Annotated in this window: 25 protein-coding genes and 2 tRNA genes; 12 read left to right on the top strand and 15 right to left on the bottom strand. The window is 57.6% G+C overall.

Annotation, left to right across the window (positions count from 1 at the left end; all coding sequences use genetic code 11):
* From AC07U5_RS17715 to AC07U5_RS17705, 3 genes are all read right to left on the bottom strand, one after another.
* Positions 1-1,005, bottom strand: a complete 1,005-nt coding sequence (locus AC07U5_RS17715; protein ID WP_494723796.1) for an ABC transporter permease — start codon at positions 1,003-1,005, stop codon at positions 1-3.
* Positions 1,006-1,224: 219 nt separating this feature from the next.
* Positions 1,225-3,306, bottom strand: a complete 2,082-nt coding sequence (locus AC07U5_RS17710) for an ABC transporter substrate-binding protein (protein WP_494723795.1) — start codon at positions 3,304-3,306, stop codon at positions 1,225-1,227.
* A gap of 114 nt (positions 3,307-3,420) precedes the next feature.
* Positions 3,421-4,875 carry an alpha-glucosidase/alpha-galactosidase gene (locus AC07U5_RS17705; protein WP_113273815.1) on the bottom strand — a complete coding sequence of 485 codons (1,455 nt, stop codon included), beginning with the start codon at positions 4,873-4,875 and terminating at the stop codon, positions 3,421-3,423.
* 197 nt (positions 4,876-5,072) lie between these two features.
* On the opposite strand from AC07U5_RS17705, the gene AC07U5_RS17700 reads away from it, so the two are divergent.
* Together AC07U5_RS17700 and AC07U5_RS17695 are read left to right on the top strand one after the other, a co-directional pair.
* Positions 5,073-5,960, top strand: a complete 888-nt coding sequence (locus tag AC07U5_RS17700) for an AraC family transcriptional regulator (protein WP_494723794.1) — start codon at positions 5,073-5,075, stop codon at positions 5,958-5,960.
* Between the two features lie 205 nt (positions 5,961-6,165).
* A complete protein-coding gene (locus AC07U5_RS17695; RefSeq protein ID WP_494723793.1) occupies positions 6,166-8,103 on the top strand; it encodes a putative bifunctional diguanylate cyclase/phosphodiesterase in 1,938 nt (645 codons plus the stop codon).
* A gap of 32 nt (positions 8,104-8,135) precedes the next feature.
* Here AC07U5_RS17695 and AC07U5_RS17690 read toward each other — a convergent pair whose 3' ends face one another.
* From AC07U5_RS17690 to AC07U5_RS17680, 3 genes are all read right to left on the bottom strand, one after another.
* A complete protein-coding gene (locus tag AC07U5_RS17690) occupies positions 8,136-9,194 on the bottom strand; it encodes a D-alanyl-D-alanine carboxypeptidase family protein (RefSeq protein WP_494723792.1) in 1,059 nt (352 codons plus the stop codon).
* 137 nt (positions 9,195-9,331) lie between these two features.
* Positions 9,332-9,406 (bottom strand) — tRNA-Gly (locus AC07U5_RS17685).
* A gap of 217 nt (positions 9,407-9,623) precedes the next feature.
* A tRNA-Gly gene (locus AC07U5_RS17680) sits at positions 9,624-9,698 on the bottom strand.
* A 254-nt stretch (positions 9,699-9,952) separates the two neighbouring features.
* Here AC07U5_RS17680 and AC07U5_RS17675 point away from each other — a divergent pair.
* The 6 genes from AC07U5_RS17675 (at position 9,953) to AC07U5_RS17650 (ending at position 15,577) form a co-directional block, all read left to right on the top strand.
* Positions 9,953-10,465 carry a prolyl-tRNA synthetase associated domain-containing protein gene (locus tag AC07U5_RS17675; RefSeq protein WP_062443855.1) on the top strand — a complete coding sequence of 171 codons (513 nt, stop codon included), beginning with the start codon at positions 9,953-9,955 and terminating at the stop codon, positions 10,463-10,465.
* A gap of 55 nt (positions 10,466-10,520) precedes the next feature.
* The gene (gene trxA / locus AC07U5_RS17670; RefSeq protein ID WP_113273811.1) at positions 10,521-11,489 is read left to right on the top strand and encodes a thioredoxin; all 969 of its coding nucleotides are present in this window, start codon (positions 10,521-10,523) and stop codon (positions 11,487-11,489) included.
* A gap of 75 nt (positions 11,490-11,564) precedes the next feature.
* Positions 11,565-12,236, top strand: a complete 672-nt coding sequence (locus AC07U5_RS17665; protein WP_062443849.1) for an LON peptidase substrate-binding domain-containing protein — start codon at positions 11,565-11,567, stop codon at positions 12,234-12,236.
* Positions 12,237-12,245: 9 nt separating this feature from the next.
* Entirely contained in the window at positions 12,246-12,434 is a 189-nt protein-coding gene (locus AC07U5_RS17660; RefSeq protein WP_027674673.1) for a Trm112 family protein, read from the top strand.
* A 151-nt stretch (positions 12,435-12,585) separates the two neighbouring features.
* Positions 12,586-12,765 (top strand): hypothetical protein, encoded by a 180-nt coding sequence (locus AC07U5_RS17655; RefSeq protein WP_062423683.1) that lies wholly within the window; start codon positions 12,586-12,588, stop codon positions 12,763-12,765.
* 304 nt (positions 12,766-13,069) lie between these two features.
* Positions 13,070-15,577: a methyl-accepting chemotaxis protein gene (locus AC07U5_RS17650; protein WP_494723791.1), complete on the top strand. Its 2,508-nt coding sequence runs from the start codon at positions 13,070-13,072 to the stop codon at positions 15,575-15,577.
* Between the two features lie 34 nt (positions 15,578-15,611).
* Here AC07U5_RS17650 and AC07U5_RS17645 read toward each other — a convergent pair whose 3' ends face one another.
* From AC07U5_RS17645 to rsmI, 9 genes are all read right to left on the bottom strand, one after another.
* Complete coding sequence (locus AC07U5_RS17645; RefSeq protein ID WP_494724270.1) at positions 15,612-16,139, bottom strand: GNAT family N-acetyltransferase; 528 nt, start codon at positions 16,137-16,139, stop codon at positions 15,612-15,614.
* 11 nt (positions 16,140-16,150) lie between these two features.
* Entirely contained in the window at positions 16,151-16,732 is a 582-nt protein-coding gene (locus AC07U5_RS17640) for a helix-turn-helix domain-containing protein (RefSeq protein ID WP_494723790.1), read from the bottom strand.
* Positions 16,733-16,819: 87 nt separating this feature from the next.
* A complete protein-coding gene (locus tag AC07U5_RS17635) occupies positions 16,820-17,923 on the bottom strand; it encodes a sn-glycerol-3-phosphate import ATP-binding protein UgpC (protein WP_494723789.1) in 1,104 nt (367 codons plus the stop codon).
* A gap of 12 nt (positions 17,924-17,935) precedes the next feature.
* Complete coding sequence (gene ugpE, locus AC07U5_RS17630; protein ID WP_494723788.1) at positions 17,936-18,778, bottom strand: sn-glycerol-3-phosphate ABC transporter permease UgpE; 843 nt, start codon at positions 18,776-18,778, stop codon at positions 17,936-17,938.
* Positions 18,779-18,789: 11 nt separating this feature from the next.
* Positions 18,790-19,761, bottom strand: a complete 972-nt coding sequence (locus tag AC07U5_RS17625; protein ID WP_494723787.1) for an ABC transporter permease — start codon at positions 19,759-19,761, stop codon at positions 18,790-18,792.
* A 199-nt stretch (positions 19,762-19,960) separates the two neighbouring features.
* Complete coding sequence (locus AC07U5_RS17620; RefSeq protein ID WP_494723786.1) at positions 19,961-21,259, bottom strand: extracellular solute-binding protein; 1,299 nt, start codon at positions 21,257-21,259, stop codon at positions 19,961-19,963.
* Between the two features lie 141 nt (positions 21,260-21,400).
* A complete protein-coding gene (locus AC07U5_RS17615) occupies positions 21,401-21,958 on the bottom strand; it encodes a sugar O-acetyltransferase (RefSeq protein WP_494723785.1) in 558 nt (185 codons plus the stop codon).
* Between the two features lie 7 nt (positions 21,959-21,965).
* On the bottom strand, positions 21,966-22,334 hold the full coding sequence (locus AC07U5_RS17610) for a YraN family protein (RefSeq protein WP_494723784.1): 369 nt from the start codon (positions 22,332-22,334) through the stop codon (positions 21,966-21,968).
* Complete coding sequence (rsmI, locus tag AC07U5_RS17605) at positions 22,324-23,253, bottom strand: 16S rRNA (cytidine(1402)-2'-O)-methyltransferase (protein ID WP_494723783.1); 930 nt, start codon at positions 23,251-23,253, stop codon at positions 22,324-22,326. Before rsmI ends, AC07U5_RS17610 begins: the two co-directional genes overlap by 11 nt.
* A 259-nt stretch (positions 23,254-23,512) precedes the next feature.
* Between rsmI and dnaN the strand changes: the two genes are divergently transcribed.
* The 4 genes from dnaN (at position 23,513) to pyrF (ending at position 26,705) form a co-directional block, all read left to right on the top strand.
* Positions 23,513-24,631, top strand: coding sequence for a DNA polymerase III subunit beta (dnaN, locus tag AC07U5_RS17600; protein ID WP_062423674.1), 1,119 nt, complete (start codon positions 23,513-23,515; stop codon positions 24,629-24,631).
* Positions 24,632-24,802: 171 nt separating this feature from the next.
* The gene (pmtA, locus tag AC07U5_RS17595) at positions 24,803-25,396 is read left to right on the top strand and encodes a phospholipid N-methyltransferase PmtA (protein ID WP_062423673.1); all 594 of its coding nucleotides are present in this window, start codon (positions 24,803-24,805) and stop codon (positions 25,394-25,396) included.
* 14 nt (positions 25,397-25,410) lie between these two features.
* A complete protein-coding gene (locus AC07U5_RS17590; protein WP_494723782.1) occupies positions 25,411-25,992 on the top strand; it encodes a histidine phosphatase family protein in 582 nt (193 codons plus the stop codon).
* 5 nt (positions 25,993-25,997) lie between these two features.
* The gene (pyrF, locus tag AC07U5_RS17585; RefSeq protein WP_494724269.1) at positions 25,998-26,705 is read left to right on the top strand and encodes an orotidine-5'-phosphate decarboxylase; all 708 of its coding nucleotides are present in this window, start codon (positions 25,998-26,000) and stop codon (positions 26,703-26,705) included.
* Positions 26,706-26,707 lie beyond the last annotated feature (2 nt).

Below are 26,707 nucleotides of genomic sequence, written 5' to 3'. Positions count from 1 at the left end.
TCACGCTCCTCCCAGTTTGATACGTGGATCAAGCGCTGCCAGCAGCATGTCGGCGATGATGTTGCCAACGATCAGTGTGGCAGCCAGCACCAGCATGAAGGTGGCTGTCACATAGACGTCGCCCACGTGCATGGAACCAACAATGGCTGGTCCGACGGTCGGCAGCGCGAAGATGATCGCGACCTCGATTTCGCCGGTCAGCATGTAGGGCAGAACCACGCCTTGATACATGATGAGCGGATGGAGCGCATTGGGCACGGCATGGCGCATGACGACGGCACTTTCGCGCAGGCCCTTGGCCCGTGCCGTCTCGATATATTGCGCATTCAGCGTATCGAGCAGATTGCCGCGCATGACGCGCATATTATAGGCAAGCCCGCCAAAGGTGGCGATGGCGACCACCGGCCAGACATGCTTCACCAGATCGACGAACTTGTCCCAGGACCAGGGCGCGCCGCCATAACGGGGCGAGAAGAAGTTGCCGATTTCGCTGATGTTGAAATGGAAGACCAGGAGATAGACCATGATCAGCGCCATCAGAAAGCGCGGAATGGTCATGCCGAGAAAGGCGATGCCGGAGAGGATCGTATCCACCCAGCTATATTGGCGTGTCGCCGCAAGAATACCGAAGCTGATGCCGAGGATGGATGCCAGGATGTGGCAGACGAGCGCAAGGATCAGCGTGCGCGGCAGACGTTCTGCAACAATCTCGCCGACGGGGCGGTTGTAGTACATGCTGTAGCCGAAATCGCCCTTCGACACCATATTCCAGATCCAGTTGAAATACTGGATGACGATCGGCTTATCGAGACCGTGGGCAACGGCATAGGCCTTGGCCTGAGCATCGGCCTGCTCGAAGGACGCGCCCCCGAGATTCATAAGCTGCGACCGGATATAATCTGCATAGTTGCCGGGCGGCGCCTGGATGATCGCAAATGTCACGATGCTCAGGATCAGAAGCAACGGGATTGCGGACAGAAGGCGGGTAACCAGAAACCTCAACATAAGAACTTCTCCTCGAGGGGACGGTGGCGGTCCGCGGTGTTATAGCCGACAAACCGCCACCACTTAGAGCGCCGTGCGTCCTGGAGGACGCACAAAGGACGCTCTAACTTTTTGAATCTACGCGTCGGGCTTTCCGAAAATCGGAATCGATTTTCGGGCCGATGCTGTAGGTTCCACGCCCCGCCTGATGCTGCGGGGCGCAGAGCCGGGAGGAAACGCTTACTTCTGCGGACCGTCACCGCCAGGCTTGCCTGGCAACATGTCCTTGAAGAGCTGGTAGTCACCCTGATCGGCTGCCGGAACATAGAGGCGTTCGCGGATGATCGAGTCTTCGGCCCAGTTGAACATGTAGATCGGCGCACCGTTCGGCACGTTCTTGAAGCGCTTGTTGATGATCAGAGCACCGGGATATTCCACAAGACCGACCGTGTTGACGTTGGTCGTGTAGATTTTCTGATACTGCTTGATCAGTTCGGCCTGCTCCTTCGGGTCGCTTGAGATGACGAACTTGTTGATCGTATCAGCCAGTTCCTTCTCGAATGGCATCAAGTCGAGCTCATTCTTGTTGTTAGCGCGGTGGAACCAGCTGGTGCGCGGACCGGTGGGAGCGAGCTGTGGCGTGTTCTGCACGACGGACGCGAGTTCTGCCTGGGTGCGGTGTAGCGACCAGTCGAACTTGCCACCAAAGTTTGCCGCATCGCGATCCTTGCTGGCCTGGGCGTTCAGCACCACACGAATGCCGAGCTTCTGCATCTGAGCGATGACGCCTTCGCCAAGACTCTTGTCTGTCGTGTAGTCATTGCTGACGAGCATCGAGATTTCGACATCCTTGCCGCCGGCAGTCCCTGCCGGGAAGTTGACGATGCCATTGCCATCGGTGTCCTTCAGACCGGCTGCAGCAAGCTCCTTCTTGGCGCCTTCAAGATCGAAGGGGTAGTAGAGGGTCGACTGACGATCGTAGAAATTCGAGCCGGAAAGGATACCACCGGCATAGGTCGCGACGAACGGTCCCTTGACGAGAGAATCGCCCAGTTCCTTGCGGTTGGTTGCCATGGTGATGGCTCGACGGAAGTGCTCGTTTCGGTTCAGTTCGCGAATGGCCTGTTGGCGGGCATCCGGATCGCCCCAGCCGTTGGCGGAGAAATTCATCTCGATGTTGTAGCCGATCAGGCGCGGTCCGAAGGCAAGTCTCGCGGGAGCGTCCTTCTGGGCGGAGCGCTTGAGCGACTCCACGAAGTTTTCCGGCTGCTCCAGGTTGGAAATGTCACCGGAGCCTGCAACTGCCTGGACGTCACGGTCGGCCCAGGTCGAGAGCTTGTAGTGCGTCTCGTCCAGGTAAGGGAGCTGGTTGCCCTTTTCGTCAACCTTCCAGTAATAGGGGTTGCGGCGCATGACGATGATGTCGTCCGGGCGATACTCGACCGGAACCCACGCGCCCATGACCGGAAAGTTCATGTAGCTCGGCGGGAACGCGTTCTTGTACTGCTCGTAGGTGTTCTTCGAATACTTAGGATGCTGCGGCTTCAGCATATGGGCAGGACCTGGGCAGAAGGTGCCATAAGCCATATTGTAGATGAACTGCTTCGGAAACGCGTCCTTGAAGGTCCATTCAATCGTGTATTTGTCGATGGCTTTCAGCGTCGTGCCGGTGCCGAAGGTCTCCTGGGTGGCACCGTTCAGCGGCGAGACGTTCGGATCGAGGACGTTGTCGTCCCAGTAGAACATCACGTCGTCGGAGGTGAAATCCTGGCCGTCGGACCACTTCGCACCCTCGATGAGCTTCATGGTCAGCTTGTGGCCGTCCTTGGACCATTCCCAGCTTTTCGCGAGGTTCGGCATTGGCTGGAGGTCGTCCGCCTTGACCTGGAAGAGCGGGCCGGTGCGCGTCAGGCACTCGAAGAGACCGATATCGATGCCGCCCCATCCCTGGTTCTGACCGGCCCAATAATTCCAGCCTTCCGGACGACCACCGATGACATGACGCAGCGTATCGCCATAAACGCCCACACCATCCGGCATGTTGCCGGTCTTGTAGACCATCGGCTCTTTCGGCAGGCGATCCTTGACGGGAGGCAGCTTCTTCTGATCGACGAACTGCTTCGTTACCCAGGAAGGCTCATGATATTCCGGCAGCGCCTTGTATTCGAGGATGGCCGAGCCATCCACGTATTGGACCTTGGTCTGCGCCGGAAAGTCCGGCGGCTGCGGCACGACGGTCAGTTCCGACGCCATGGCGCCATATGCCAACGCGGACACGCCAACAAGAAGGGCGGCCGTTTTCACAAGATATCGGTTTCTCATCCTCACTCCCCTTTTTGAACAACGGGCCATACCCGCCGTGGCTCTTTGAACCGGGCCTCCCGCCCGGTCTTTACCGACGGTCCTCCTCAGGGCCGTCTGATCTCTCTGCGGCGATCAGCTCGCCTGCTTGATGGCGCGCAGCTCCTCGACGGAGCGAACGGCGCGACGCGCTGACCCTTCCCAATCGCGGGTCTTGACCGTCGCGTTCTTCAAGCGCTCGCGCGCGGCTGGAACGGCATCGGCATATTGTGGCAGCCACTGAGCCTGCGCCACGACCATTTCGTCGACCATCTGCCAAACCTCTTCCGGCGTGGAGACCGCACCCACCAGCGGATCATGCAGCACGGCAAGCTTCAAGAGGTCGATATCGCCGGTCACCGCTGCGTGCACCGACATGCGCTGAACATTGATCGACGCCATGCAGGTCGCCGCACAGGCTTCCGGCAGAGTGATCCCTGAGACCATGTTGATACCGAAGCGATCGACGAAACCGGGCGACTCGATGATCGCATCCGAAGGTAGATTGCTGATGACACCATTGTTCTTGACGTTGAAGTGGCCGCGATAGACGCGTCCGGTTTCCAGCGCCTCCAGAATATGGCTGGCATGTTCATTTGAGCGCTTGGCCGGATCAATCGGCTTGTCGGCAGCGGCCAGGAACTGTGGGAACTCGGTTTCGAACCAGTTGCGCGTTTCCGTCGAGTAACGGAGGTAACCACCGGTCTCGCCGTGGATCCAGTCTGACATGTCGATCCAGCGGGAGATTTCTTCCGGCCGCTTACGATACCATGGCAGATATTCCGACAGATGCCCGTTGCTTTCGGTGGAATAGACGCCGAACCGCTTCAAGACGTCGATGCGAAGCTTTTCCTGCTGCGAGAACACCGGATGGGCTTCAAAGGCAGCAATCAGCTCCTCCTTGCCGATCTTGCGACCATTGAGACGCAGGTCGACAAACCATGTCTGGTGGTTGATGCCAGAGCAGATGTAGTCGAGTTCGGAAAGCGATTTTGCGCCCAGAACTTCGGCAATCTGTTCGGCGCCATGCTGGACCCCGTGGCAAAGACCGACAGTGTCGACCTTGCCATATTCGATGGCCGCCCATGTGTTCATTGCCATCGGGTTTGCGTAGTTCAGGAACTTCGCATTCGGGGCAGCCACTTCGCGAATGTCGCGGCAGAAATCGAGAATGACGGGAATATTACGCTGGCCATAGAGAATGCCGCCTGCGCAGATCGTATCGCCGACACACTGGTCGATACCGTATTTGAGCGGAATGCGAATATCCTCGGCATAGGCCTCCAGACCACCGACGCGCACGCAGCTGATGATGTACTTGGCGCCTTCCAGCGCACGTTTACGATCGGTGTGCGCGGTGACCTTGACCTTGAGGCGGTTGGCTTCAACGATCTTGTCGAGAATGGCCTTGATCATATCGAGATTGTGCTGGCTGATATCCGTCAGCGCCACCTCGATATCGTGAAACTCCGGTACGCACAGAACATCGGTGAAGAGCTTTTTTGTGAAGCCGACGCTCCCCGCCCCGATTATAGCGATTTTGAAACTCATAACGCCACCTCTTTTTCAAATGGAAAGGGTGAAACGGGCCAAAGGATTCTCGCGTCACAAAAACTCAGATGACCTTCCATCTTATTGGAAAATCAGAATTATTGACTATATCGTTTTTAAATAATCCTGCTGGCTGTCTCCTCTGCGGGCGATTATGCGTATAAAGATGGTCAATGCCAGAGAAGGATTATGCTTTAATGGGTAATTTTGTGCTGCAAGATTTGATCGACCAAGGCCCTTGCATGCGCGCCGTATCCCTGCCGCGCGGCCGCCAGACGCTTCATACGATGCCGACAAGCAGCGGGTATGAGATCCGCCGCGGCGGAAATTACGACTGGGATGGGCGAAAGCGTGGACAGACGCCGTTCACAGTCCTGCAATATTGCATCAGCGGTTCGGGCAATCTGCGCTACGACAATCGTCGCTACCTGGTGAAGCCCGGCGAGACGTTGCTGCTTCTTATTCCCCACAATCACCGTTACTGGTTGGAAGAAGGCCAGGAATGGGAGTTTTTCTGGATCTCCATGAATGGCGAGGAGGCGCTGCGTATTCACCGCAACATCCTCGCCGTCACCGGCCCGATCCTCAAGTTGAAGACGCAGACGATCGATCAACTGGCAAGCTGCTGCTCTCGCCTCGTCAACGGCGCAGAAACGCCCGGAGCGGCGTCCGCAGCCGCCTACGAGGCGGCGATGACGCTTTATGATGATGTCTTCGGTTCGCATCCCTCTTTCGGCGGCGAATATCGCACCATGCAGCAGGTGCTCAGCTATATCGACGGGCATCTCAATGAACGCCTCTCGGTCAATGATCTCGCAGCCGTTGCTGGTCTGAGCCGCGCGCATTTTTCGCGGATCTTCACGGCGAATGAAGGGGTGCCGCCGGCGGAATTCGTTTTGCAAAGGCGGCTGCGTCGCGCTGCAAAACTTTTGACATCGGCGGCGGACATTCCGATCAAGGAGGTCTCCGTGCTCTGCGGCTTCGAAGACCCGAACTATTTTTCGAAGGTGTTTCGCAGGCTCTATGGCACCAATCCCAGCGAGTTCCGCACCAGTGGGATGTATCCGGGCCCACCACAGCATTAGAGCCTTCGCTTTGGCGGCAAGATTTATTCGATATACCCATGCGGCTGGAAAGCGTCTGCAGTGGTTGCGATATCGCAGATGCAGTTCTTCTCAAGTATGTTTTCGATGTAAAACAGTTATGATGTATTAACTTCGATCGTAAGACCGGACTTTACTCTTCTGCGTTATCAGTCTCACCATGGACGATCAACATGCGGATGGTGAGATGAGCGACGGCTTTGCGAATGCACGGACTGTAGAGCAGGCGAGATATCATGCCTTGGCCAGAACCTGGCCGGCGCTCTACATCGCGCTGTGCGCCGACATTGTTGCTGTGGCGTTTGTCCATTCCGCCCTCGCACCCTGGTGGGCCTGGGGCATTCTACCGGCGGTGCTGGTGCCGAAGTCGCTGATCTGGGCCTATCTTTGGCATCGCAAGCGCAACGTTATCCCACCATCCCAAGAATGTACCCGCGCGGTGCGCATTCTCGGTATGGAGATCACCGTCTGGATGGCGATGATCGTCGCCTGGCAAGTCTGGCTCTCCCATTGGGGAACGGGCGAGTCGCTGCTGCTTTTGGCGCTTTGCATGGGCGGACAGATGGTCTTCCTGCTGTTTGGCCTCTTGCACCTGCGCACCTCTTCCATTCTGTCGGCGACATTTTGCGTTCTCGGCATGCTCTATATCGGCGCCCATTCCGGCTCTGCGCTGATCGGCATCGTCGTTCTTCTGGTCGGCGGAGTTGCGGGCCTCGCCTATGTCGCTCAGGGCTATTATCGCGATTTCACCAGCCTCGTCTCTTCACGGCTTTCGATCGAGACCAAGACGCGCGAAATCGAAGCACTGAGCGAAGACAACTTCCGCATCGCCAATACCGACATGCTGACCGAGATTGGCAACAGACGCCGCTTCTTCCGTGACCTGGAGCAGGCACTCGATCACGCACGCCAAGCAGACAAACCGCTTGCGCTCGCCATCGTCGATCTCGATGGATTCAAGGCCATCAACGACAGCAATGGCCACCTCGTGGGTGACAGGCTGCTGAAGGCCATGGCGCAACGCTTGCAGGACATTCTCTTAGCCCATGCCGAGGTGTATCGACTGGGTGGTGACGAATTCGCCTTCTTCCTGCGGGATGAAAGCGATCCTAAGCAACTGATCAGCCTTGGGGATGGACTGATCGAGTCCGTGAAAGCGCCGATCTTTGTCGACGACCTGCGTCTGTCGCTTGGCTGCTCAGTTGGATTCTCGACGTTCCCGCAGGCGGGAGCGACCTCGACGGAACTGTATGATCGCGCCGACTACGCGCTCTTCCACGCCAAGAAAACCGGCAAACAGCAAACCGTCCTGTTCAGCGCCGAGCATGAGGAAACGGTGCGCGAAGCCGCCCTGATCGAGCGCAGCCTGCGCGCAGCGGACCTTGAGAAGGAACTGTTCCTGACCTTCCAGCCGATCGTCGATTCCGGGCGCAACGAAACCATCCTTCTGGAATGCCTTGCCCGCTGGCAGAGCCCAGCCCTTGGACTTGTCTCCCCCGCGCGGTTCATTCCGGTCGCAGAGCAGTCCGGTCTGATCTCCACCCTGACTCCGATCTTGCTGCGCAAGGCCTTGGACGCGGTGCGGAACTGGCCGGACACGGTCGGAATTTCCTTCAATCTTTCCGGTCACGACATCACAGCTCCGGACAAAATCCTTGGCTTGATGTCAATCCTGGAAAAGAGCGGCGTATCTGCACGCCGGGTCGAGTTCGAGGTGACGGAGACGGCCTTGATGATGAACCTGGACCAGGGCATCGCCAGTCTCAACGCACTCAAAGCCACAGGCGCCCGCATCTCGCTGGATGACTTCGGAACCGGCTACTCAAGTCTTAGCCAAATCCAGCGCCTGCCGCTGGACAAGATCAAGGTCGATGCCAGCTTCATTCGCAACCTCATCGACAGCGAGGCCAGTCAGAAGATCGTCCGGTCGGTCAGCTCCCTGTCGCGCGATCTGTCCCTCGATTGCGTCGTCGAAGGCGTGGAGACCGAAGATCAGCTCAATATGCTGACCGAAATGGGCTGCAACCTGATCCAGGGCTACATCTATTCCCGCCCGCTGAAAGCCATCGACGTTCAGCCCTTCCTGGACCAGCAGGTTCGGACGGATGTTGTGGCCGTCGGCTAAAGACGCCAAAGCATGGTGTAGCTCAAGAGGTCTCAGTTCCGCGGTGCATTATTCTCGACCGGTCGCGGTGATGGCAACGGAACATCGGCGGCAGCGGCTTCATTCTGCCAGGTTGTGATGCGGTGAACGATGCCAGGTATTTCATCATTGAGATAGCTTGGCTGGCCTGGAAGCCCCATCGGAAACATGGCTTCACGCGTCGCTTCATATTGAACGCTTTGATTGGTGCAAAGCCGCACTCTCATATCTTCCGGCTTCACCTCGGGTCTGTTGGCGATCGACTCCACCGTTCCGAAGCTCGGAGGCAGCCGTCCTTCAAAGCCTTCGTCCAGATATTTTGCAGAGCGTTCGTTGCGCTCGCGCTCGGTGGTCGCCCCCATCACCACCACCATGAGGCGGCGGTTGTCGCGCCTGGCGACGCCGACGAAGTTGCGCCCGGATGCGCAGAGAAACCCGGTCTTCATACCGGTGGTGCCGCGGTAGCGGGTCAGGAGCAAATTGTTGGATGGGATTTCCTTGCCGTTGATCGATACGGCAGAGACCTGGAAGAAGTTCTGGAACTGCGGGAACTGCTGCTCGATGGCAAGCCCCAGGATCGCGAGATCGCGTGCGGTGGTGTAGTTGTTCTTGTCGAACAATCCGTTCGGATTGGAAAAATGCGTCCCCGTCATGCCGAGGCGCCGGGCTGCTTCGTTCATCTTCTCAACGAAAGGTGCCTCGCCATGGCCCACTCTTTCCGCGACAGCCATCGCAACATCATTGGCTGAGGCGACGATCATGGCATAAAGAGCGTCTTCCAGTGTCATGGCCTGACCTTGAGACAGACCGGACTCCAGAAATGCCTCGCTGACGGACTTTTTCGTCATGGTTACAGGCGTGGAGAGCGAAATCTCGCCATCACGCAAGGCCTCGAAAGTCAGAAACGCCGTCATCAACTTGGTTGTCGACGCGGGATACCAGGGAACGCCGGCATCTTCCTGAACGAGCACCTGATGGGTATCGGCATCCAGCACGAGCACCGGAGTTGCATTTGCAGCAATCGGCGCGGCAAACAAGGATCCCAACAAAACGGAGCCGATCAGTCTTTTCATCTTACTGCATATCCAATGTCTTGCAAAAGCGGTTCCCATATCAGCTAAACGATCCGGATGCCACCTGAGCAAAGATGGCCGAGCATGTAAGCTGATATGCAATAAAGACATATCTAAAGTTTTTGATTTTGAGAATTTGGAGCGGGCGAAGGGATTTGAACCCTCGACCCCAACCTTGGCAAGGTTGTGCTCTACCCCTGAGCTACACCCGCTCAAAGTCCGACGGTTCGGGGTAGATCGCTGAACCGCGGGTCGCCATCATGCGGCAACGGGCGCTATATCGCTCAACCGACTTTCAAATGCAAGAGATAAATGCAGGGAGGGTGCGATATATCTTTTGCACGCCAGCGGCCAGCCGTTTGCGCCACAAACGCGGATTGCGCCATGGTCTATGGCGAAGAACGAGAATGAACATTGAAAAGAGAGATTTGGAGCGGGCGAAGGGATTTGAACCCTCGACCCCAACCTTGGCAAGGTTGTGCTCTACCCCTGAGCTACACCCGCTCAAAAATCCAACGGTTCGGGGTAGATCGCTGAACCGTGGGCGCCGTCTTGCGGCGACGGGCGCTATATCGCTCAACCGATTTTCAAATGCAACAGGGAAATGACGAAAACCGGGAGAAAAATTTGTGCCTCATCGCAAGCATCGGAAAAGGCTGATCTTTTGCGGGCTTCACGGCAGAATGGATTGCAAAAGCGGTGTGTCGGGCCTATTCACTTTGTCAAAGACAGACGAAATCCGGCAGAGGCACGCAGTGATGGTTGCAGAGCATTCCCCCAAGACGGCGCAGGATCTTTTCAGCTTTCTCGATGGCCTTGGCATAAAACACACGACTACGCAGCATCAGCCGGTCTTCACAGTCGCTGAATCGGAATCCCTGCGCGATCTGATCCCGGGCGGCCACACGAAGAACCTTTTCGTCAAGGACAAGAAGGACCAGTATTTCGTTCTGACCGTCGAAGAAAACGCGACGGTGGACCTGAAGACGGTTCACAAGACCATCGATGCCGCCAGCAAGGTGTCCTTCGGCAAACCGGAAAAGATGCTGGACTATCTGGGCGTCGTTCCCGGTTCGGTCACCGTCTTCGGCGCGATCAACGATACCGACAATCAAGTGACCTTCGTGCTTGATAGCGAGTTGATGAAATCCGACCTGATCAATGGCCACCCGCTGACCAACGACGCGACGACGACGATCGGCCGTGACGATCTCGTGCGCTTCCTGGAGGCGACGGGGCACACGCCGCTGATCTTGAAAGTCACGGAATAAACCACGATCTGTGCGGTATGAGCGCACCGGCACGAGATGATATGGGAGACAAGATATGAGCGGAATGGATAACCCTTACGGAGCTTCGCTCGGAGGTCAGATGACGGGTTCGGCAAGCTTCGGCGGCGGACAATCCGGCGCTCAAGGCTCCTATATCAAGGATACGACGACCGCGAACTTCTCCAAGGACGTCATGGATGAATCGCGCCGGCAGCCGGTCTTGGTGGATTTCTGGGCGCCGTGGTGCGGCCCGTGCAAGCAGCTGACGCCCGTTCTGGAAAAGGTGGTCAATGAAGCGGGCGGACGCGTCAAGCTGGTCAAGCTCAATATCGACGATCATCCCGCCATCCCTGGACAGCTCGGCATTCAGTCCATCCCCGCCATCGTTGCATTCGTCGACGGCAGACCGGTCGATGGTTTCATGGGGGCGGTTCCGGAAAGCCAGATTCTGCAATTCATCGAGAAGCTCGCAGGACCGGCAGGCGATGATCAGGAGGCCGAAATCGAGGCGGCGCTCGCCGAGGCAAAACAGCTACTGGAAGCCGGCGATTTCCAGAATGCCGCCCAGCTCTTCGGCGCAGTGATGCAGGCCGATCCTGAAAATGCCGCCGCTGTCGCCGGCATTGCCGAGTGCATGATCGCGGTCGGGCAGTATGAGCGCGCCAGCGAGCTTCTGTCGGCCCTGTCGGAAGAACTTACCAAGGACGCAGCCGTGCAGGCGGCATCGAAAAAGCTGGCGCAGTTCGAAGAAGCCCGCAAGCTCGGCGATCCGTTGGCCTTGCAGCAGGCCCTGCAATTGAACCCGGACGATCACGCATCAAGGCTGAAGCTCGCCAAAATTCTAAATGCTCAGGGGAAACGGGAAGAGGCCGTTGAAGAGTTGCTGACCATCATGCGCAAGGACCGGACCTTCGAAGACGACGGCGCGCGTAAGCAGCTGGTGGAGTTTTTCGAGACCTGGGGTTTCAAGGATCCGGCCAGCATTTCCGGTCGCAGAAAGCTCTCCTCCATACTCTTTTCCTAAAACCGTCTTGCGCTTTGCCGACCCGCTCCTCATCTAAACTGGAGCGGGAACGATGAGACATAAGGAATCCCTCCGATGCATGTCGGAAATGCGAGATATCTGAAAGAAAGCGATCTACCCGAGACCATTCCTGTTTTTCCATTATCGGGCGCCTTGCTGCTGCCGGAAGGGCACCTGCCGCTCAACATCTTCGAGCCACGCTATCTGGCGATGTTCGACGCGGCCATTGCAAGCCACCGACTGATCGGCATGGTCCAGCCCGCCCTGCAAGCTCTCGAAGCCGGAACAGAGGGTGGCGCACTGAGCCCCATCGGGTGCATCGGTCGCATCACCTCATTTTCCGAGACCGGCGACGGCCGCTACGTCGTGTCGTTGACAGGCGTCTGCCGCTTCAGGCTGCTGGAGGAGATCGAAGAGAAGACGCCTTACCGCGTGTTCAAGCAAGCTCCGTTCATTGCCGATCTCTCCGGTGAAGATGGGGAGGAAGATATCGATCGTGCCAATCTCTTGCGCATCTTCCGCAATTTCCTTGAATCGAACCAATTGGAGGCGGATTGGGACAGCGTCGAGCGCGCGGGAAATCGCGTATTGGTCAATTCGTTGTCGATGATGTCCCCCTTTGGACCGGCGGAAAAGCAGGCTCTCTTGGAGGCTCCGGACCTGAAATCCCGCGCGGACGCACTGATCGCCATCATGGAGATCGTGCTGGCTCAGGGCGGGGCAGAGGGTGGTGTCATCCTGCAATGAGCCACACCAATGGATGAAAAGCTGAGCAAGGTCGATCCGAAGCTTTTGGATCTTCTCGTCTGCCCTTTGACCAAGGGCAGGCTCACCTATGATCGAGAACATCACGAATTGATTTCCGAACGCGCCAAGCTGGCCTACCCGATCCGCGACGGGGTGCCGATCATGCTGATTTCGGAAGCGCGCAAGATCGAAGACTGACGACCTCAAGTCGCCCCTTCATACTGACAGTACGCATCCAATAGACGCCGCGGCACGCAGCACCCGCTTGCCTCACGCCCGGGAACCGGTATTCCCCCCATGCGTTCGATCTTTGACGACAATCGTCACATTGCGATGAGGAGTTCGAACGATGGAAGACAAAAACGCCCGCGAGGCGATCGAAGAAAAAAACGTGAAGACCGAGCGCAATGAAGATATTCCCGCTGCCGGTCCGCACGCCAAAAAGCATCTGACCGACAACAGCAAGACGCCAGGTGCCGGCTCCCTCCCGGACGAGGACGACAACGAGGTCAATCCCGGGGCGGGCTAACCTTTAGGTAAAGTATTAGTATGGCTTCTGGCCGCGGCGATCACAAATTTTATGAACGTTGCGGCCATAACAGTGATGGGTCAATAAGCGGCCTATCGCATCGGCTCGAAGACCGAACACGAATTTCCAATATCACGCACATTGCTCTGGTCGTCCATTTAATGGGCAGCCACTGATCGCTCATGGCACCAGCAAAAAATACGGTCTTTTTTTAACGCTTTTTCAAAGCTTGATTGCAAAAGTCTCCTCTGCCGGAAAACCGATAATAATCAACGGCATAATGTAATAGAGGCTCTGGGACAGCATGTTTATTGATAGAGTTCTGGCACGGTTTAAGATCCAGACAAAGGTTATTGTCTTCATTGCACCATTCATTCTTAGTATTCTTGCGGTTGGTCTCTCGGGTCTTTACACCTCAAAGCTGCTTCAAGGTCGCATGGATATTTCCAACACGACCCTGCAATCCTTGACCGGCTTCAAGCAGGTCTATGAAAGCATGACCTCGTTTCTTCACAACACCACCGAAGAGACGCGAAATACGCTTCATCATCAAATCGATGAGCAGATCACTTTTCTCAAGATGACGGGTGACGGAAGCGATCCGGCCATTCAGGACGCCATTAAAAGCACCTCGCTGATCGGCGTTCAGGTGGATGAGCTGTGGTCCTTTTACCAGAAAGAACAGGCGCTCAGATCGCAAATGAATGGCGATATGGCGGGCGTGACCAAAGAGCTTAATGGCCTTTTGGCAAACGCCACCAACATCCGCAGCACGCTTGAAACCGATGAGACGAAGGCCAAGGAGATGTTGCGCGAGGCCGACAGGCTGGTTCGCGGCGCGACACTGATCGCCACCGTCGTTACTGAATTCAACAAGCGTACAGTTCCGGAAGAAAAGATTGCGGTCATTCGCGATTCGATCGGCGGGCTTGAGGCTACGGCAAAGTCGCTGTCTGCCATCGCTAGTGCCGACCAGAAGCTGGTCATTGATCAGATTTCCGAAAATGTGAAGCAAATCCGCCAGCAGATCGATGTCGGCGTCGTCAACGACATGACGGTTGGAACGATCGATCAGGCGATCAACATGATGCGCCCGGCAACCATCCGCCTTCAAGGATTTGCAACGGTAAAGTCGCGCCAGGCGACCGAGGTGTTCGGACAGTTGGATGGCAAGATCGAGCCCGCCGTCAACTTCCTGACGATGGCGCGGCAGATCGGCGACGACGCAAAGAACATGCAGCTTGAGATGGCCGGCTTTGCCGCAGCCCCGACAAAAGACGGGTTGGAACGGTTTCGCGATATGGCCTTCCGTCTGAGCGTCTCTGCGGGTGCGGTGATGTCCGACAAGACGATGTCCGAAAGCGCCATCAAAAGCGCGACCCTGATCGATGCGCTTTCCACAAAGCTCGACAAGAATGCCACCGATCTCCTGACCATGTTCAACCAGCGCAAGGCTGCCTTCGCCAAGGCGACAGAAGAAATCGGCCATATTTGGGAGCAGCTGACAGGCTTTGCCGAATCCCAGCGTCTTGCGGCAGATAGCGAACGCAGCAAGGCTGACGGCATCTCTATCTCTGCCATGCTCACCGGCATCCTGATCGCGATTTTCGCTGGCATCGGTCTGGTCATGACCTTCAAGGGCCCAATCCTGACGATCGTCAGCGCCATGAAGCGGCTTGCCACCGGCGACGTCAACGTGCCGCTCAACGGCAACACCCGTCATGACGAGATCGGCGACATGGCGCGCGCATTGGAAGTCTTCAAGGAAAATGCCGCTCAACGCCTGCGCCTCGAAGCGCAGACGGAAGAGCAGCGCTCTGCCGCCGAAGCGGAGCGGCAGATGAACGAAGCGGAGCGCCGGGAACTCGATCGTCAGATCCAGTTTGCGGTGTCCGCACTGGGCGATGGCCTGGAACGGCTGTCGGCGGGGGACATTTCCACGATGATCGATACGCCCTTTACGGGACACCTGGAGGAACTGCGCCTCAACTTCAACCAGTCCATGCAGCGGCTGCGCCAGACGATCGGCGGCATTCAGGACAATGTCGGAACGATCCGCGTCAACGTGCAACAGATGTCGGCCTCGACGCTTGATCTATCCCGGCGCACCGAGCGCCAGGCAGCCTCGCTGGAAGAAACCGCAGCCGCCGTGGATGAGGTCAACTCCAACATGCGCAATGCGGTGGAGCGTGCGCGGCAAGCCAACAGTATCGTCGACAATACGCGCCGCCACACAGACGAGTCCCTTGCTATCGTCCGAAACGCAATAGCGGCGATGGAGAGAATCGAGGCGGCTTCGCAGACGATCGGCAATATCATCGAGGTGATCGACTCCATCTCATTCCAGACCAATCTTCTGGCGCTCAATGCCGGCGTGGAAGCGGCCCGCGCGGGCGAAGCCGGCAAGGGCTTTGCAGTCGTTGCCCATGAGGTGCGGGAACTGGCGCAGCGTTCTGCCTCTGCCGCCAAGGAAATCCGCCAGCTGGTTGCCGTCTCGACGCAAGAGGTCTCGGCAGGCTCAAACCTCGTCAACCAGACCGGCGACGCCCTGGCGGAAATCGGCGTTCAGATTTCCAAGGTCAGCGATCAGGTGCACCAGATCACCCAGGCTACCCAGGATCAGGCGGTCGTACTGCAACAGATCAACGGCTCCGTCGGAGAAGTCGATGTGCTCACCCAGCAGAACGCCGCCATGGTGGAGGAGACGAGTGCAGCGACGCAGCAACTCAACACCGAGACAGACCAGTTGCTGCAATTGCTGCAGCAATTCCGCCTGACGAAGGACAGTGCTGCAACCCGTTACGCAGCCTGATTTTAAGAGAGCATGCCTTCTACAACAGGTCCGGTCATTCGGCCGGACCTATGCGTTTGTAGAAGAAGGTCGTGTCGCAGTAACGCCCATCGGGGAAGAGCGCGAAATCCGGGATGACGCCGGCGCGTTGCCACCCGAAGCGCGGATAGATGGCTTCGGCCTCGCTGCCTGTTGCCGTATCCAGCACGAGAAGCGTCCGACCAAGGCTTGCCGCCTCAGCTTCCACATGCGCCATCAGCCGGCGTGACAGACCGAGACCGCGCGCTGTTCGATGGATCAGCAGCTTCATCACGTCGCCCCGGTGAGGCTGGTTGGGCTTGGTGGCAAGACCCACCTGAACCGTGCCAACCACTTTGCCATCGCGTTCCGCCACTGCATGGAGTGTGGTGCCACGGCCTACCGCTTCTGCAACATCCTGCCAGAAGCTGTATGCGTCGTCTGGCCCGAAGGGCAACATGAAGCCAACCGAGGCTCCGCCATTGACACAGTCCGACAGGACGTCGCAAAGATCCGGCAGCGCATCCAGTGTCTCCTGGCGGTCTAAAAGCCGGATGTTTATAATGTTCTCTTCCATCATATGCGCTTTCTCTGGTCCAGCACGACGGCATAGCGAGCGGGACTATCGGACGGATTGTGAAAAATGTGGCCCTCCCCAACGGGCATGAAGAGACAGTCACCCGGCTCTAGCCGGTAGGTCTGCTCTCCAAGCGTCATGTGGAGTGCGCCCTCGAACAGCCAGACATATTGGGTCATGCCCTTGCTGGCCGGGTGGGGCGGGAAGCTGACGCACGCGGATGCGGGCAACGAAACTTCGACGATGTCGACATCCGAGCCCGTACGGGGCGGCGAGATGGCGCGGCGAACATAACCGGTTTCTGGATCTTTCCACGTCGGCTGATCGCTTCGTTTTACCAGCGGTGATGGCGGCGCCTCGCCCTCGGCGAAAAACTGCGACAGAGACAGGCCGAGTGCGGCGCAGATGCGCGCAAGCAATGATGCCGTAGGGCTCGCCTCGCCTCTTTCGATGCGGGATATCATGGCGCGGCTCACGCCGGACGCCGTCGCAAGTCCATCGAGCGTTAGTCCACTTTGCTCTCGCAGAAGCTTGAGCCTTGCGGCGATTACCGGTTCAAGCGGGTCAATTTGATTTTCCATGATAAGAGAATATTCGATCTTATAATGGAGTCAATGGACAAAAATGAAGCCGGGGCGCATCGCGCACTCCGGCTTCCTCACTGTTGATCAGACGCTTGCCCGTTCGACTTGCGGCTGCGCACTCTGCTCATTGAGCCTGACATCGATCCGCTTGCCGGTCTCCTTGTCGAAGAAATGCAGTCTGCCGGGATTGATGGTGAGCGCGAAGATTTCCGGAAGCTCCAGTTCGGCGGAAAGCGACACCGTCAGCGGCTGATCGCCAACGACGCCGTGCACCAGTCGCTGCGAGCCGAGTTCCTCGACATAATCGAGACGGAACGGCAAGGCTGGCTCATCACCATTTGCAATGCGCAAATCTTCCGCCCGTATGCCGACCGTCACCGGGCCGGAGGTCGGCGCAACACCTTTCAGCGACAAGACAGCAGGACCGATCGCCAGACGATCACCATGCAGTTCGCCAGATAGGAGGTTCATGGCAGGAGAACCGATGAAGCTTGCCACAAAGGTGGAGGCGGGCGTGTGGTAGACATCGAGCGGCGCGCCGATCTGTTCGATGCGTCCCGCATTCAACACCACGAGACGATCCGCCAGCGTCATCGCTTCCAACTGGTCATGCGTGACATAGATGGAGGTGGTGCCAAGGCGGCGTTGCAGCCGTTTGATTTCCCCGCGCATCGAGACGCGCAGCTTGGCATCAAGGTTGGACAACGGCTCGTCGAAGAGGAAGGCCGCGGGCTTGCGCACAATGGCACGGCCCATGGCAACGCGCTGGCGCTGACCACCGGAAAGCGCCCGTGGTTTGCGCTCCAGATAGGGCTCGAGCTGCAGCATGCGTGCGGCCTCGGCCACACGCGCATCGATCTCCGCCTTTGGCGTCTTGCGGTTCTTCAGACCATATTCGAGATTTTCGCGTACCGACATATGTGGGTAAAGCGCGTAATTCTGAAACACCATCGCGATGTCGCGCTCGGCAGGCTCCACATCATTGACGATGCGATTGCCGATGCTGACGGTGCCTTCTGAGATTTCCTCCAGGCCAGCAACCATGCGCAGAAGCGTGGACTTGCCACAGCCGGACGGGCCGACGAGCACGATGAACTCTCCATCCTTAATGGAGATATCCACATCATGAACGGCGCGCATGCCGTTGGAGTAATCCTTGCAGACCTGACTGATTTCGATCTCGGCCATTGTCGGTATCCTTTACTTATCGCTTTCGGTGAGGCCCTTGATGAACCAGCTCTGGAAGATGATGACGATCATCACCGGGGGCAGCATGGCGAGAACCGCAAGCGCGAAAGCCTCGTTATAATCGGGAAGTTGCGAACCGACCCAGACCTGCAGGATCGACTTGATGCCGCGCATCAGCGTGAAGAAGCTCTCATCATTGGTCATCAGCATGGGCCAGAGATACTGGTTCCAGCCATAGACGAACATGATGATGAAGATCGCTGCCACCATGGTGCGCGACAGCGGGATCAACACATCGATGAAGAATTTGATCGGGCCCGCGCCATCGATGCGCGCCGCCTCCAGCAATTCGTCCGGCACCGATTTGAAGAACTGGCGGAAATAGAAGGTGCCTGTGGCAGAGGCGAGAAGCGGGACGATGAGGCCAGTATAGGAGTTCAAAAGCCCCAATTTGCTCATCACCTCGTAGGACGGCATGATGCGCACTTCGAGTGGCAATAGCAGCGTGGTGAAAATGATCCAGAAGGCGAGCGTCGCGAAGCGAAAGCGGAAGTAGACGATGGCGTATGCCGCCATCATCGACAGCACGATCTTGCCGACGGCAAAGCCGATGCCGAGGATCAGCGAGTTCATCACCATGCTGAAGCCGGTCACCTGGCCGGTGAAGCCACCCTTTTGTGTCAGCACCTTCTCATAGGTCGCGATGAAATTGTTGCCTGGCGTCAGCGCCAATCCATTCATGTGGATTTCGGCTGCGGTGTGCGTCGAGGTCATGAAGGCAACGATGACCGGCAGGACCAGAAACAGCGAGCCGATGATCAGCACCAGATGGTCGAGAGGCTTTGTCTTATACATGGGTCAACACCTCAACCGTAATGGATGCGTTTTTCGAGAAAGCGGAACTGCATAACGGTCAGCACGAAGACCACGACCATCAGAATGACGGATTGCGCCGAGGAGCCGCCGATATCGTTTCCACGGAAACCATCGAGGAACACCTTGTAGACCAGCGTGATCGGATTGTTGGCCGCCTTGTCCTTCACCATCACGTCGATGATGCCGAAGGTATCGAACAGGGCATAGGTGACGTTGATGATCAGTAGAAAGAAAGCGGTCGGCGCCAGAAGCGGCATGATGACGGTCCAGAACCGGCGAAAGCCGGACCGGCAATCAAGATAGGCCGCCTCGCGCACCGAGACCGGCACACTCTGCAGGCCCGACAGGAAGAAGATGAAATTATACGGGATCTGCTTCCAGACGGAGACGAAGACCATGGCGAAAGCCGTGTCGAAGTAACTGACGCCCACCTGCATGTGCCAGCCGAAGAAGCCGGCGATCTTGACGAAGGGACCGATATGCTGGTCGAAGAACATCATTCCGATCAGGCCCGCAACCGGCGGCGCGATTGCATAGACGGAGATCAGCAGCGTCTTGTAGGCCGAAGAACCGCGGATGACCGCGTCGGCCTTCACGGCCAGCAGCAGCCCTATGGCCAGAGAAAACACCGTGACGAGGATGGTGAATATGCCTGTAAACTTGGCGATGCTCAGATATTCGACGCTAAAAAGCGCATCTGAGTAATTCGAAAAGCCGACGAAGGTCGAGCCGAAGCCGAAGGGGTCCTCGATATAGAAGGAGGACTGGACCGCTTGGACCGACGGCCAGTAGAAGAAAATGAAAATGACCAGGAGTTGGGGCGCGAGAAAGAGATAGGGCAGCAGCGAAGGGGAAAACTGGACGCGCTTGGCCGTCTCTGTCGCCACGACAGGCTTCTTCGCTTTCGCGGCAAGACCGGGAAGAACCTGTGTGGCACTCGGTTGGGAGGGAACGTAGGTCACGTCCGCAAACCTTCCTTGGTTATGGACCAGACGTCTTGTGAAGACCTCGGTCCCTGAATTTTGAGAGAGCGCTGCTTGTGTGCTGTGCGTCATGCCCTGCCTTGGAGGCGAGGATGACGGAGCCTCGGAAGCGCCTTGCAATTGGAACGGACCTCCCCTCGATTAAGAGGAGAGGTCCTTCGATAGGGTGACGGTATGATCAGCCAGCGGTCTTGGCGAAACGAGCCAGAAGGTCGTTGCCTTCCTTCTCAATGATATTGAAGGCGTCCTTTACGGACACTTCGCCGGAGAAGATGCGGCCATATTCACGTTCCATGATGGCGCGGATCTGTGGGTAGAAGCCGAGACGGTAACCCTTGGACCATTCGCCGCCTGGCAGCGACAGCTGCTTGATGCCGACTTCAGCAACAGGCTGCTTCTCGTAGTAGCCTTCCTTCTTCGCCAGCTCGTAGGCTGCCTTGGTGATGGCCACGTAGCCGGTTGCTTCATGGTAGAACTTCTGGATCTCAGGCGAGGTGAGGAACTGGAAGAAGTCCGCTACGCACTTGTTTTCAGGCTCAGGCTTGCCGGACATGGCAAACAGGGCTGCGCCGCCGATGAAGGAGTTGGTACCAGCGCCCTTGATTGCGCCCCAGTATGGCAGGAAAGTTGCCGAGAATGGCATCTGCGCCGTCTTCTGCAGACCGCCGAAGGAACCCGAAGAACCGATCCAGAGAGCGACCTTGTTTTCTTCGAATGGCTTCTGGTTGTCGTTCCAGCCGGCACCGTAATAGGCGAAGTAGCCCTGATCCTTCCAGGACTTCAGCTTTTCGAACATCATGATGAGGTTCGGGTCGGTGACCTTGAGCTTGGTGTCGACGACGCTGTCATAACCGTTGTTGTTGGTGGCGAACTGGACGTTGTTACGCGAGAAGAAGTTCTCGGTGAATTGCCAGGTCAGCTGCGACTGAACGAGCGGGATGAAACCGGCTTCCTTCAGCTTCGGCGCGATTGTCTCAAACTCTTCCCAGGTCTTGGGCGCTTCGACACCGGCCTTCTTCAGGGCGTCGGTGTTGATATACATGATCGGAGCGGAGGAGTTGAACGGCATGCCAACGAACTTGCCATCAGCTGCAGCGTAGAAGTAGCGAACGCCAGGAATAAAGGCTTCGCGATCGAACGTGTAGCCGGCCTTGGTGATGATATCTTCCGCCGGGATCACAGCGCCCTTGGCGTTGATGATGGTGGCGGCACCGGCATCGAAGACCTGGAGAATGTTCGGCTGCTCGCCGGAGCGGAACGCGGCGATGCCGCTTGCCAGCGCTTCTTCGTAAGAACCCTTGGAAACCGGCGTCAACGAACATGCGCTCTGCGCGGCGTTGAACTTCTGCGCGACCTCATTGATGACTTCGCCATTGCGGCCGCCCATGCCATGCCAGAAGGTGATGTTGGTTGCCGCCATGGAAGATGTTGCGGAAACGCTGAAGGCCATCACGGCCATGGAAATTTTCTTGATCATCTTTCGATCCTCTACCGCCCTTGTTGGGTGAGGATGCGAATAGGGACGTTCCGTGACGGGGATTTTACAGTTTCATGTCAGATTTGTTACGTGAGAAGCTTCGAAATTGCAGGCCGATCGCGCCGGGCAATCGCAGGTAGATCATTTATGTCCCGTCGAGCGCGCCGGGTTGCCGACGACGATGTCACCTGGCGCGACGCTCTTCGTCACCACCGAACCGGCACCGACGATGGCTCCATCGCCAATCGTCACGCCCGGCAGTATGATGGCGCCGCCGCCGACCCAGACATCCTTGCCGATCACTACCGACCGTGCCCTTTCGATCCCCTGTCCGCGCAATGTGATGTCGCGATGGTGATCGGCACAATAGATGTGAACGCCAGGGCCGAGCATGGAGCCCGCACCAATCTCGACGGTGCCGGAGTCGAGGATGGTGCAGCCTGCATTGAGATAGACCCTTTCCCCCAGGCTGATATTGAGGCCGTAGCTGCAATGGAACGGCGCTTCGATGAAAGCGCTTCCCGCGGCCGATTTTAGAAGCTTGCCAAGCAGCGGGCCAATCGATCCACGCTCGTCCGGCGGCAGTATATTGTGCTGATGAACGGCAAAACGCGCTTTGACCCGAAGCGCGTCCAACTCGTCATCGAGACAGCAATACCATTCGCCAGCAGCCATTTTTTCACGTTCGCTCGACATCAAATCGTCCTCAAAAAGCATCGATGAAATGGACTGGCAGACGCCGCGGCAAGACAGCGACGATGTCAAAACGCAAAGACAACAGATGCGCATCTTTACGTCGTGCCAGCCAGAGATCGGCAGAGGCGCGAATACGCCGTTGGGATTGAAGGCTGACAGCATCAACCGCGCCGTTTTCCGATCGACGGGCCTTCACCTCGATAAAGGCGACAACGTCCTTGCGCCGGGCAATGAGATCGATCTCGCCAAGCGGCGTGCGATAGCGCAGCGCCAGGATGCGATAGCCCTTCAGCATGAGATAAAGCGCCGCCCAGTATTCGGCAGCATGGCCGCGTTTTTCCGCACGGCGTCTTTTCACATGCCGCGCATCAGCCGCCATGGCTGCCCTTCATGTCGAGCAGTCGCTGATAGAGTTCCTTGCGTGGCAAGCCGGTAAGCTTCGCCGCCTCGGCAGCCGCCTTGGCCGCCGGCATGGTGGAGACCAAATCCTTCAACAGCTTTTCGACATCCTCAATATCGGGGATGTCATCATAGGATGGCGGCTCCACGAGAAGCACAATCTCACCCTTCACCGTGCGGTCTTCGTCGTAATATTCCGCAAGCTCGCCCAACGTCCCGCGACGGAACTCCTCGAAAGTCTTTGTCAGCTCACGGCAGACGACCGCGCGACGCTCGCGCCCAAGCACCTCTGCGGCGACGCGCACGGATGCGCCGATGCGGTGGGGGGATTCGAAAAAGATGAGCGTTGCGGGGATTTTCGAAAGCTCGGCAAAGCGATCGCGCTTGCCACGATCTTTTACCGGCAGGAACCCTGCAAACAGGAAGGCGTCGCTTGGCATGCCCGATCCGACGAGTGCGGCAAGCGGTGCGGAGGCGCCTGGAATGGGCACGACGCGATAGCCCGCGTCCAGCGCCAGCTGGCCAAGCCGATAACCGGGATCGGACACGAGCGGCGTGCCTGCATCGGAAACGAGTGCCACCGACTTGCCCGCCTCCAGAGCAGCAACCAATCTCGGCCCTACCTCCTGGGCATTATGCTCATGATAGGCATAGGGGCGATTGCGAATGCCGTAGCGCTCCAGAAGGATGCGGGTGACGCGCGTATCCTCGCAGGCCAGAACATCGGCGGAGCTTAGCGTTTCGAGCGCGCGCAATGTGATGTCGCCCAGATTGCCGATGGGGGTGGCCACAAGATAGAGGGCATTCTCGAGCGGACGTGCCGGAACCGAAACGCCCGCGATGCGAAAGCTCTTGCCCGAAGACGTCTCCGTCTGGTCGTGGTTGGTTTCGTCTGTCACGGGTCAGTCCAATCTATTTTGCCATTCCAAGGAAGCACTTATGGGCAATCGGACGCGGCTGAACAAGCGCAAGATGTCACTCTTATCTGTGGATCACGCACGTTAGCGGGGAATAGCAACGGCTAGCGTATGCTGGCCTCTTGCATTTCACACGATAACTCTGCCATTTTGCCTGTCCCATTATCCGGCATCAGGCCGGGAAAGACTATCTTGCCGATCCGGCACCGCCGGATCGCAACGGTTGAAAGCGGTAGCGTCCATGCGTATTACTCTTGAGCGGTCCAACCTTTTGAAGTCGCTGAACCACGTGCATCGCGTGGTCGAACGGCGCAACACTATTCCGATCCTGTCGAATATTCTGCTGCGCGCATCCGGCGCCAATCTGGACATGAAGGCGACCGACCTCGATCTGGAAGTGACAGAAGCGACACCGGCCATGGTGGAACAGGCGGGTGCGACGACCGTGCCGGCCCATCTGCTTTATGAAATCGTCCGCAAGCTGCCGGACGGGTCGGAAGTGCTACTCGCGACCAATCCCGACGGTTCGTCGATGACGGTGGCGTCCGGGCGCTCCAAGTTCTCGCTGCAGTGCCTGCCGGAAACGGATTTCCCTGACCTGACCGCTGGCACCTTCAGCCACAGCTTCAAGCTGAAGGCCACCGATCTCAAGATGCTGATCGATCGCACGCAGTTCGCCATCTCCACCGAAGAAACCCGCTATTACCTCAACGGCATCTTCTTCCACACGATCGAAAGCGGCGGCGATTTGAAGCTGCGTGCAGTTGCGACAGACGGCCACCGCCTGGCACGCGCCGATGTCGACGCGCCATCCGGTTCCGAGGGCATGCCGGGCATCATCATTCCGCGCAAGACGGTTGGCGAATTGCAGAAGCTCGTCGACAATCCCGAGCTGGAAGTCGCTGTCGAAGTGTCCGACGCCAAGATCCGTCTGACCATCGGCGACATCGTCATGACCTCGAAGCTCATCGACGGCACCTTCCCGGACTATCAGCGCGTCATCCCGACCGGCAACGACAAGGAAATGCGCGTCGATTGCAGCAGCTTTGCCAAGGCCGTGGACCGCGTGTCCACCATTTCCTCGGAACGCGGGCGCGCCGTCAAGCTTGCCTTGACCGACGGACAATTGACGCTGACCGTCAACAACCCAGATTCGGGAAGTGCAACGGAAGAAGTGGCTGTTGGCTATGAGAACGATCCGATGGAGATCGGCTTCAACGCCAAATATCTCCTCGACATCACGGCGCAATTGTCCGGCGAAGATGCGATCTTCCTGCTGGCCGACGCAGGCTCGCCGACGCTGGTACGTGATACAGCGGGGGATGATGCGCTCTACGTGCTGATGCCGATGCGCGTGTAAAACAACAATCTTGGAACAAAGCCGGCGGAATTTTCCTCCGGCTTTTTTTGGCTCCAGCATTGCGATAAGTTTTTTCACTTGCGACATTTTGCTTTTGATTTGCGCCATACGAGACAAGATGTCGCCACAGTTTCAACAAATGGTGTTTGACGACAAATAAGGGGACAAAAAATGGGACTGAGCCTGAAAGAACGCTTCGGCCGAAAATTCGAAGAAGAAATTCGCTTCTTCAAGGGGATGGTCAATCAGCCGAAAAAAGTCGGCGCGATCGTTCCCACATCCGGCATCACCGCGCGGCGGATGGCAAGCGTCATCAACCCTCATTCAGGCCTTCCCGTTCTTGAACTCGGACCCGGAACCGGCGTCATCACCAAAGCCATCCTCGGCCGCGGTCTCCGGCCCGATCAGGTGACGGCGATCGAATATTCGACGGATTTCTATCAGCAGCTTCTGCGCAGCTATCCTGGCGTGAACTTCATCAATGGCGACGCCTTCGATCTGGATAAGACGCTGGGCGAGCAGAAGGACCAGATGTTCGACTGCGTCATTTCCGCCGTTCCCATGCTGAATTTTCCGATGGCAGCGAGAATAAAGTTGCTGGATGAGCTGCTGAACCGCGTCCCGCACGGCCGTCCCGTCGTTCAGATTTCCTATGGCCCGGTCTCGCCAATCGTGGCGCAGCCGCACCTCTATCACATCCGCCATTTCGACTTTGTTGTGCGCAACATTCCGCCCGCCCAGCTGTGGACCTATACCCGCACCTAGTCTAATCTTTGGGGATGTACGCTCTCTACATAACCCATCCGCAGGTTCGCATCGATCCGAAGGTTCCCGTTCCCGAATGGGGACTATCGGATATAGGGGCAGAAAGAGCCAGAAGGGCGTTTTCGCAGCCCTGGGCTCGCAACTTGCGCCGTATCGTCAGCAGCACCGAGACGAAAGCGATCGAAACGGCGCAATATCTTGCTCGCGCCAGCGGTCTTGAGGTTGAAACTGTTGAGGACATGCACGAGAACGACCGCAGCGCGACCGGCTTTCTTCCGCCTGACCTCTTCGAAAAGGCCGCTGACTGGTTCTTCGCCCACCCGCATGCAAGCTACAAAGGCTGGGAGACCGCAGCCGACGCACAGGCTCGCATTGTAAAATCGGTCGAAACCATACTCGCCGCCCACGATCCCAGCCAGCCCATTGCCGTCATCGGTCATGGCGCGGTCGGAACTCTTCTCAAATGTCACCTCAGCCACGATGTCATCCGCCGCAGCACCGACCAGCCGCCCGGCGGTGGCAATCTTTTCAGATTCGATCTTGCGGACCGGAAAGTGACATGCGACTGGACGCCCATCGAAAATTGGCAGGGGTGAAGATGATGACCACGAACGAGCGCCTGATCGTTGGCCTGGATGTTCCAACCGTCAAGGAGGCCGAGGCGATCGTCACTGCCATTGGCGACGATGTCATCTTCTACAAGATCGGTTATCAGCTGGTCTTCGCCGGTGGGCTGGAGTTCGCCCGCGAGCTCGCCCAGAGCGGCAAGAAAATCTTCCTCGACATGAAGCTCTTGGATATCGACAACACCGTTGCCTCCGGCGTGGAAAACATCGCCAAGATGGGCATGTCGATGCTGACCCTGCACGCTTATCCAAAGGCTATGCGTGCTGCCGTTGCTGCGGCCAAGGGATCGGATCTTACGCTTCTCGGCGTCACGGTTTTGACCTCGATGGACGATGCCGATCTGGTGGAGGCAGGATACCAAGGTGACGCGCGGTCGCTGGTTCTCAAGCGCGCCGAACAGGCAAGAGAAGCGGGCATGGGCGGCATTGTCTGCTCGGCTGAAGAATCCTCAGCCGTCCGCGACATCCTTGGACTCGACATGGCGGTGGTCACCCCCGGCATTCGCCCGACCGGAGCAGACGCCGGAGACCAGAAGCGCGTCGTCACACCTTTCGACGCCATTCAGGGCGGTTCGAGCCATCTGGTCGTTGGCCGCCCCATCGTCAAAGCGGCAGACCCGAAGGCTGCGGCACGCGCCATTCTGGACGAAATGCTGCGCGCCAGCTTCCCAGCCAATCGATAAGG

It is taken from the genome of Agrobacterium sp. GW821-FHT02D03 (assembly GCF_059421725.1).
This window is presented reverse-complemented; position numbering and strand designations above follow the sequence as displayed.

Coding starts and splice junctions, on each gene's coding strand:
- pmtA (WP_062423673.1), top strand. CDS start 24,803: ATGGGACTGAGCCTGAAAGAACGCTTCGGCCGAAAATTCGAAGAAGAA.
- AC07U5_RS17705 (WP_113273815.1), bottom strand. CDS start 4,875: ATGAGTTTCAAAATCGCTATAATCGGGGCGGGGAGCGTCGGCTTCACA.
- AC07U5_RS17655 (WP_062423683.1), top strand. CDS start 12,586: ATGGAAGACAAAAACGCCCGCGAGGCGATCGAAGAAAAAAACGTGAAG.
- AC07U5_RS17695 (WP_494723793.1), top strand. CDS start 6,166: ATGAGCGACGGCTTTGCGAATGCACGGACTGTAGAGCAGGCGAGATAT.
- AC07U5_RS17675 (WP_062443855.1), top strand. CDS start 9,953: ATGGTTGCAGAGCATTCCCCCAAGACGGCGCAGGATCTTTTCAGCTTT.
- AC07U5_RS17700 (WP_494723794.1), top strand. CDS start 5,073: ATGGGTAATTTTGTGCTGCAAGATTTGATCGACCAAGGCCCTTGCATG.
- AC07U5_RS17710 (WP_494723795.1), bottom strand. CDS start 3,306: ATGAGAAACCGATATCTTGTGAAAACGGCCGCCCTTCTTGTTGGCGTG.
- AC07U5_RS17620 (WP_494723786.1), bottom strand. CDS start 21,259: ATGATCAAGAAAATTTCCATGGCCGTGATGGCCTTCAGCGTTTCCGCA.
- dnaN (WP_062423674.1), top strand. CDS start 23,513: ATGCGTATTACTCTTGAGCGGTCCAACCTTTTGAAGTCGCTGAACCAC.
- AC07U5_RS17590 (WP_494723782.1), top strand. CDS start 25,411: ATGTACGCTCTCTACATAACCCATCCGCAGGTTCGCATCGATCCGAAG.
- AC07U5_RS17635 (WP_494723789.1), bottom strand. CDS start 17,923: ATGGCCGAGATCGAAATCAGTCAGGTCTGCAAGGATTACTCCAACGGC.
- AC07U5_RS17660 (WP_027674673.1), top strand. CDS start 12,246: ATGGATGAAAAGCTGAGCAAGGTCGATCCGAAGCTTTTGGATCTTCTC.
- trxA (WP_113273811.1), top strand. CDS start 10,521: ATGAGCGGAATGGATAACCCTTACGGAGCTTCGCTCGGAGGTCAGATG.
- AC07U5_RS17665 (WP_062443849.1), top strand. CDS start 11,565: ATGCATGTCGGAAATGCGAGATATCTGAAAGAAAGCGATCTACCCGAG.
- ugpE (WP_494723788.1), bottom strand. CDS start 18,778: ATGTATAAGACAAAGCCTCTCGACCATCTGGTGCTGATCATCGGCTCG.
- AC07U5_RS17650 (WP_494723791.1), top strand. CDS start 13,070: ATGTTTATTGATAGAGTTCTGGCACGGTTTAAGATCCAGACAAAGGTT.
- pyrF (WP_494724269.1), top strand. CDS start 25,998: ATGACCACGAACGAGCGCCTGATCGTTGGCCTGGATGTTCCAACCGTC.
- AC07U5_RS17610 (WP_494723784.1), bottom strand. CDS start 22,334: ATGGCGGCTGATGCGCGGCATGTGAAAAGACGCCGTGCGGAAAAACGC.
- AC07U5_RS17690 (WP_494723792.1), bottom strand. CDS start 9,194: ATGAAAAGACTGATCGGCTCCGTTTTGTTGGGATCCTTGTTTGCCGCG.
- AC07U5_RS17640 (WP_494723790.1), bottom strand. CDS start 16,732: ATGGAAAATCAAATTGACCCGCTTGAACCGGTAATCGCCGCAAGGCTC.
- AC07U5_RS17715 (WP_494723796.1), bottom strand. CDS start 1,005: ATGTTGAGGTTTCTGGTTACCCGCCTTCTGTCCGCAATCCCGTTGCTT.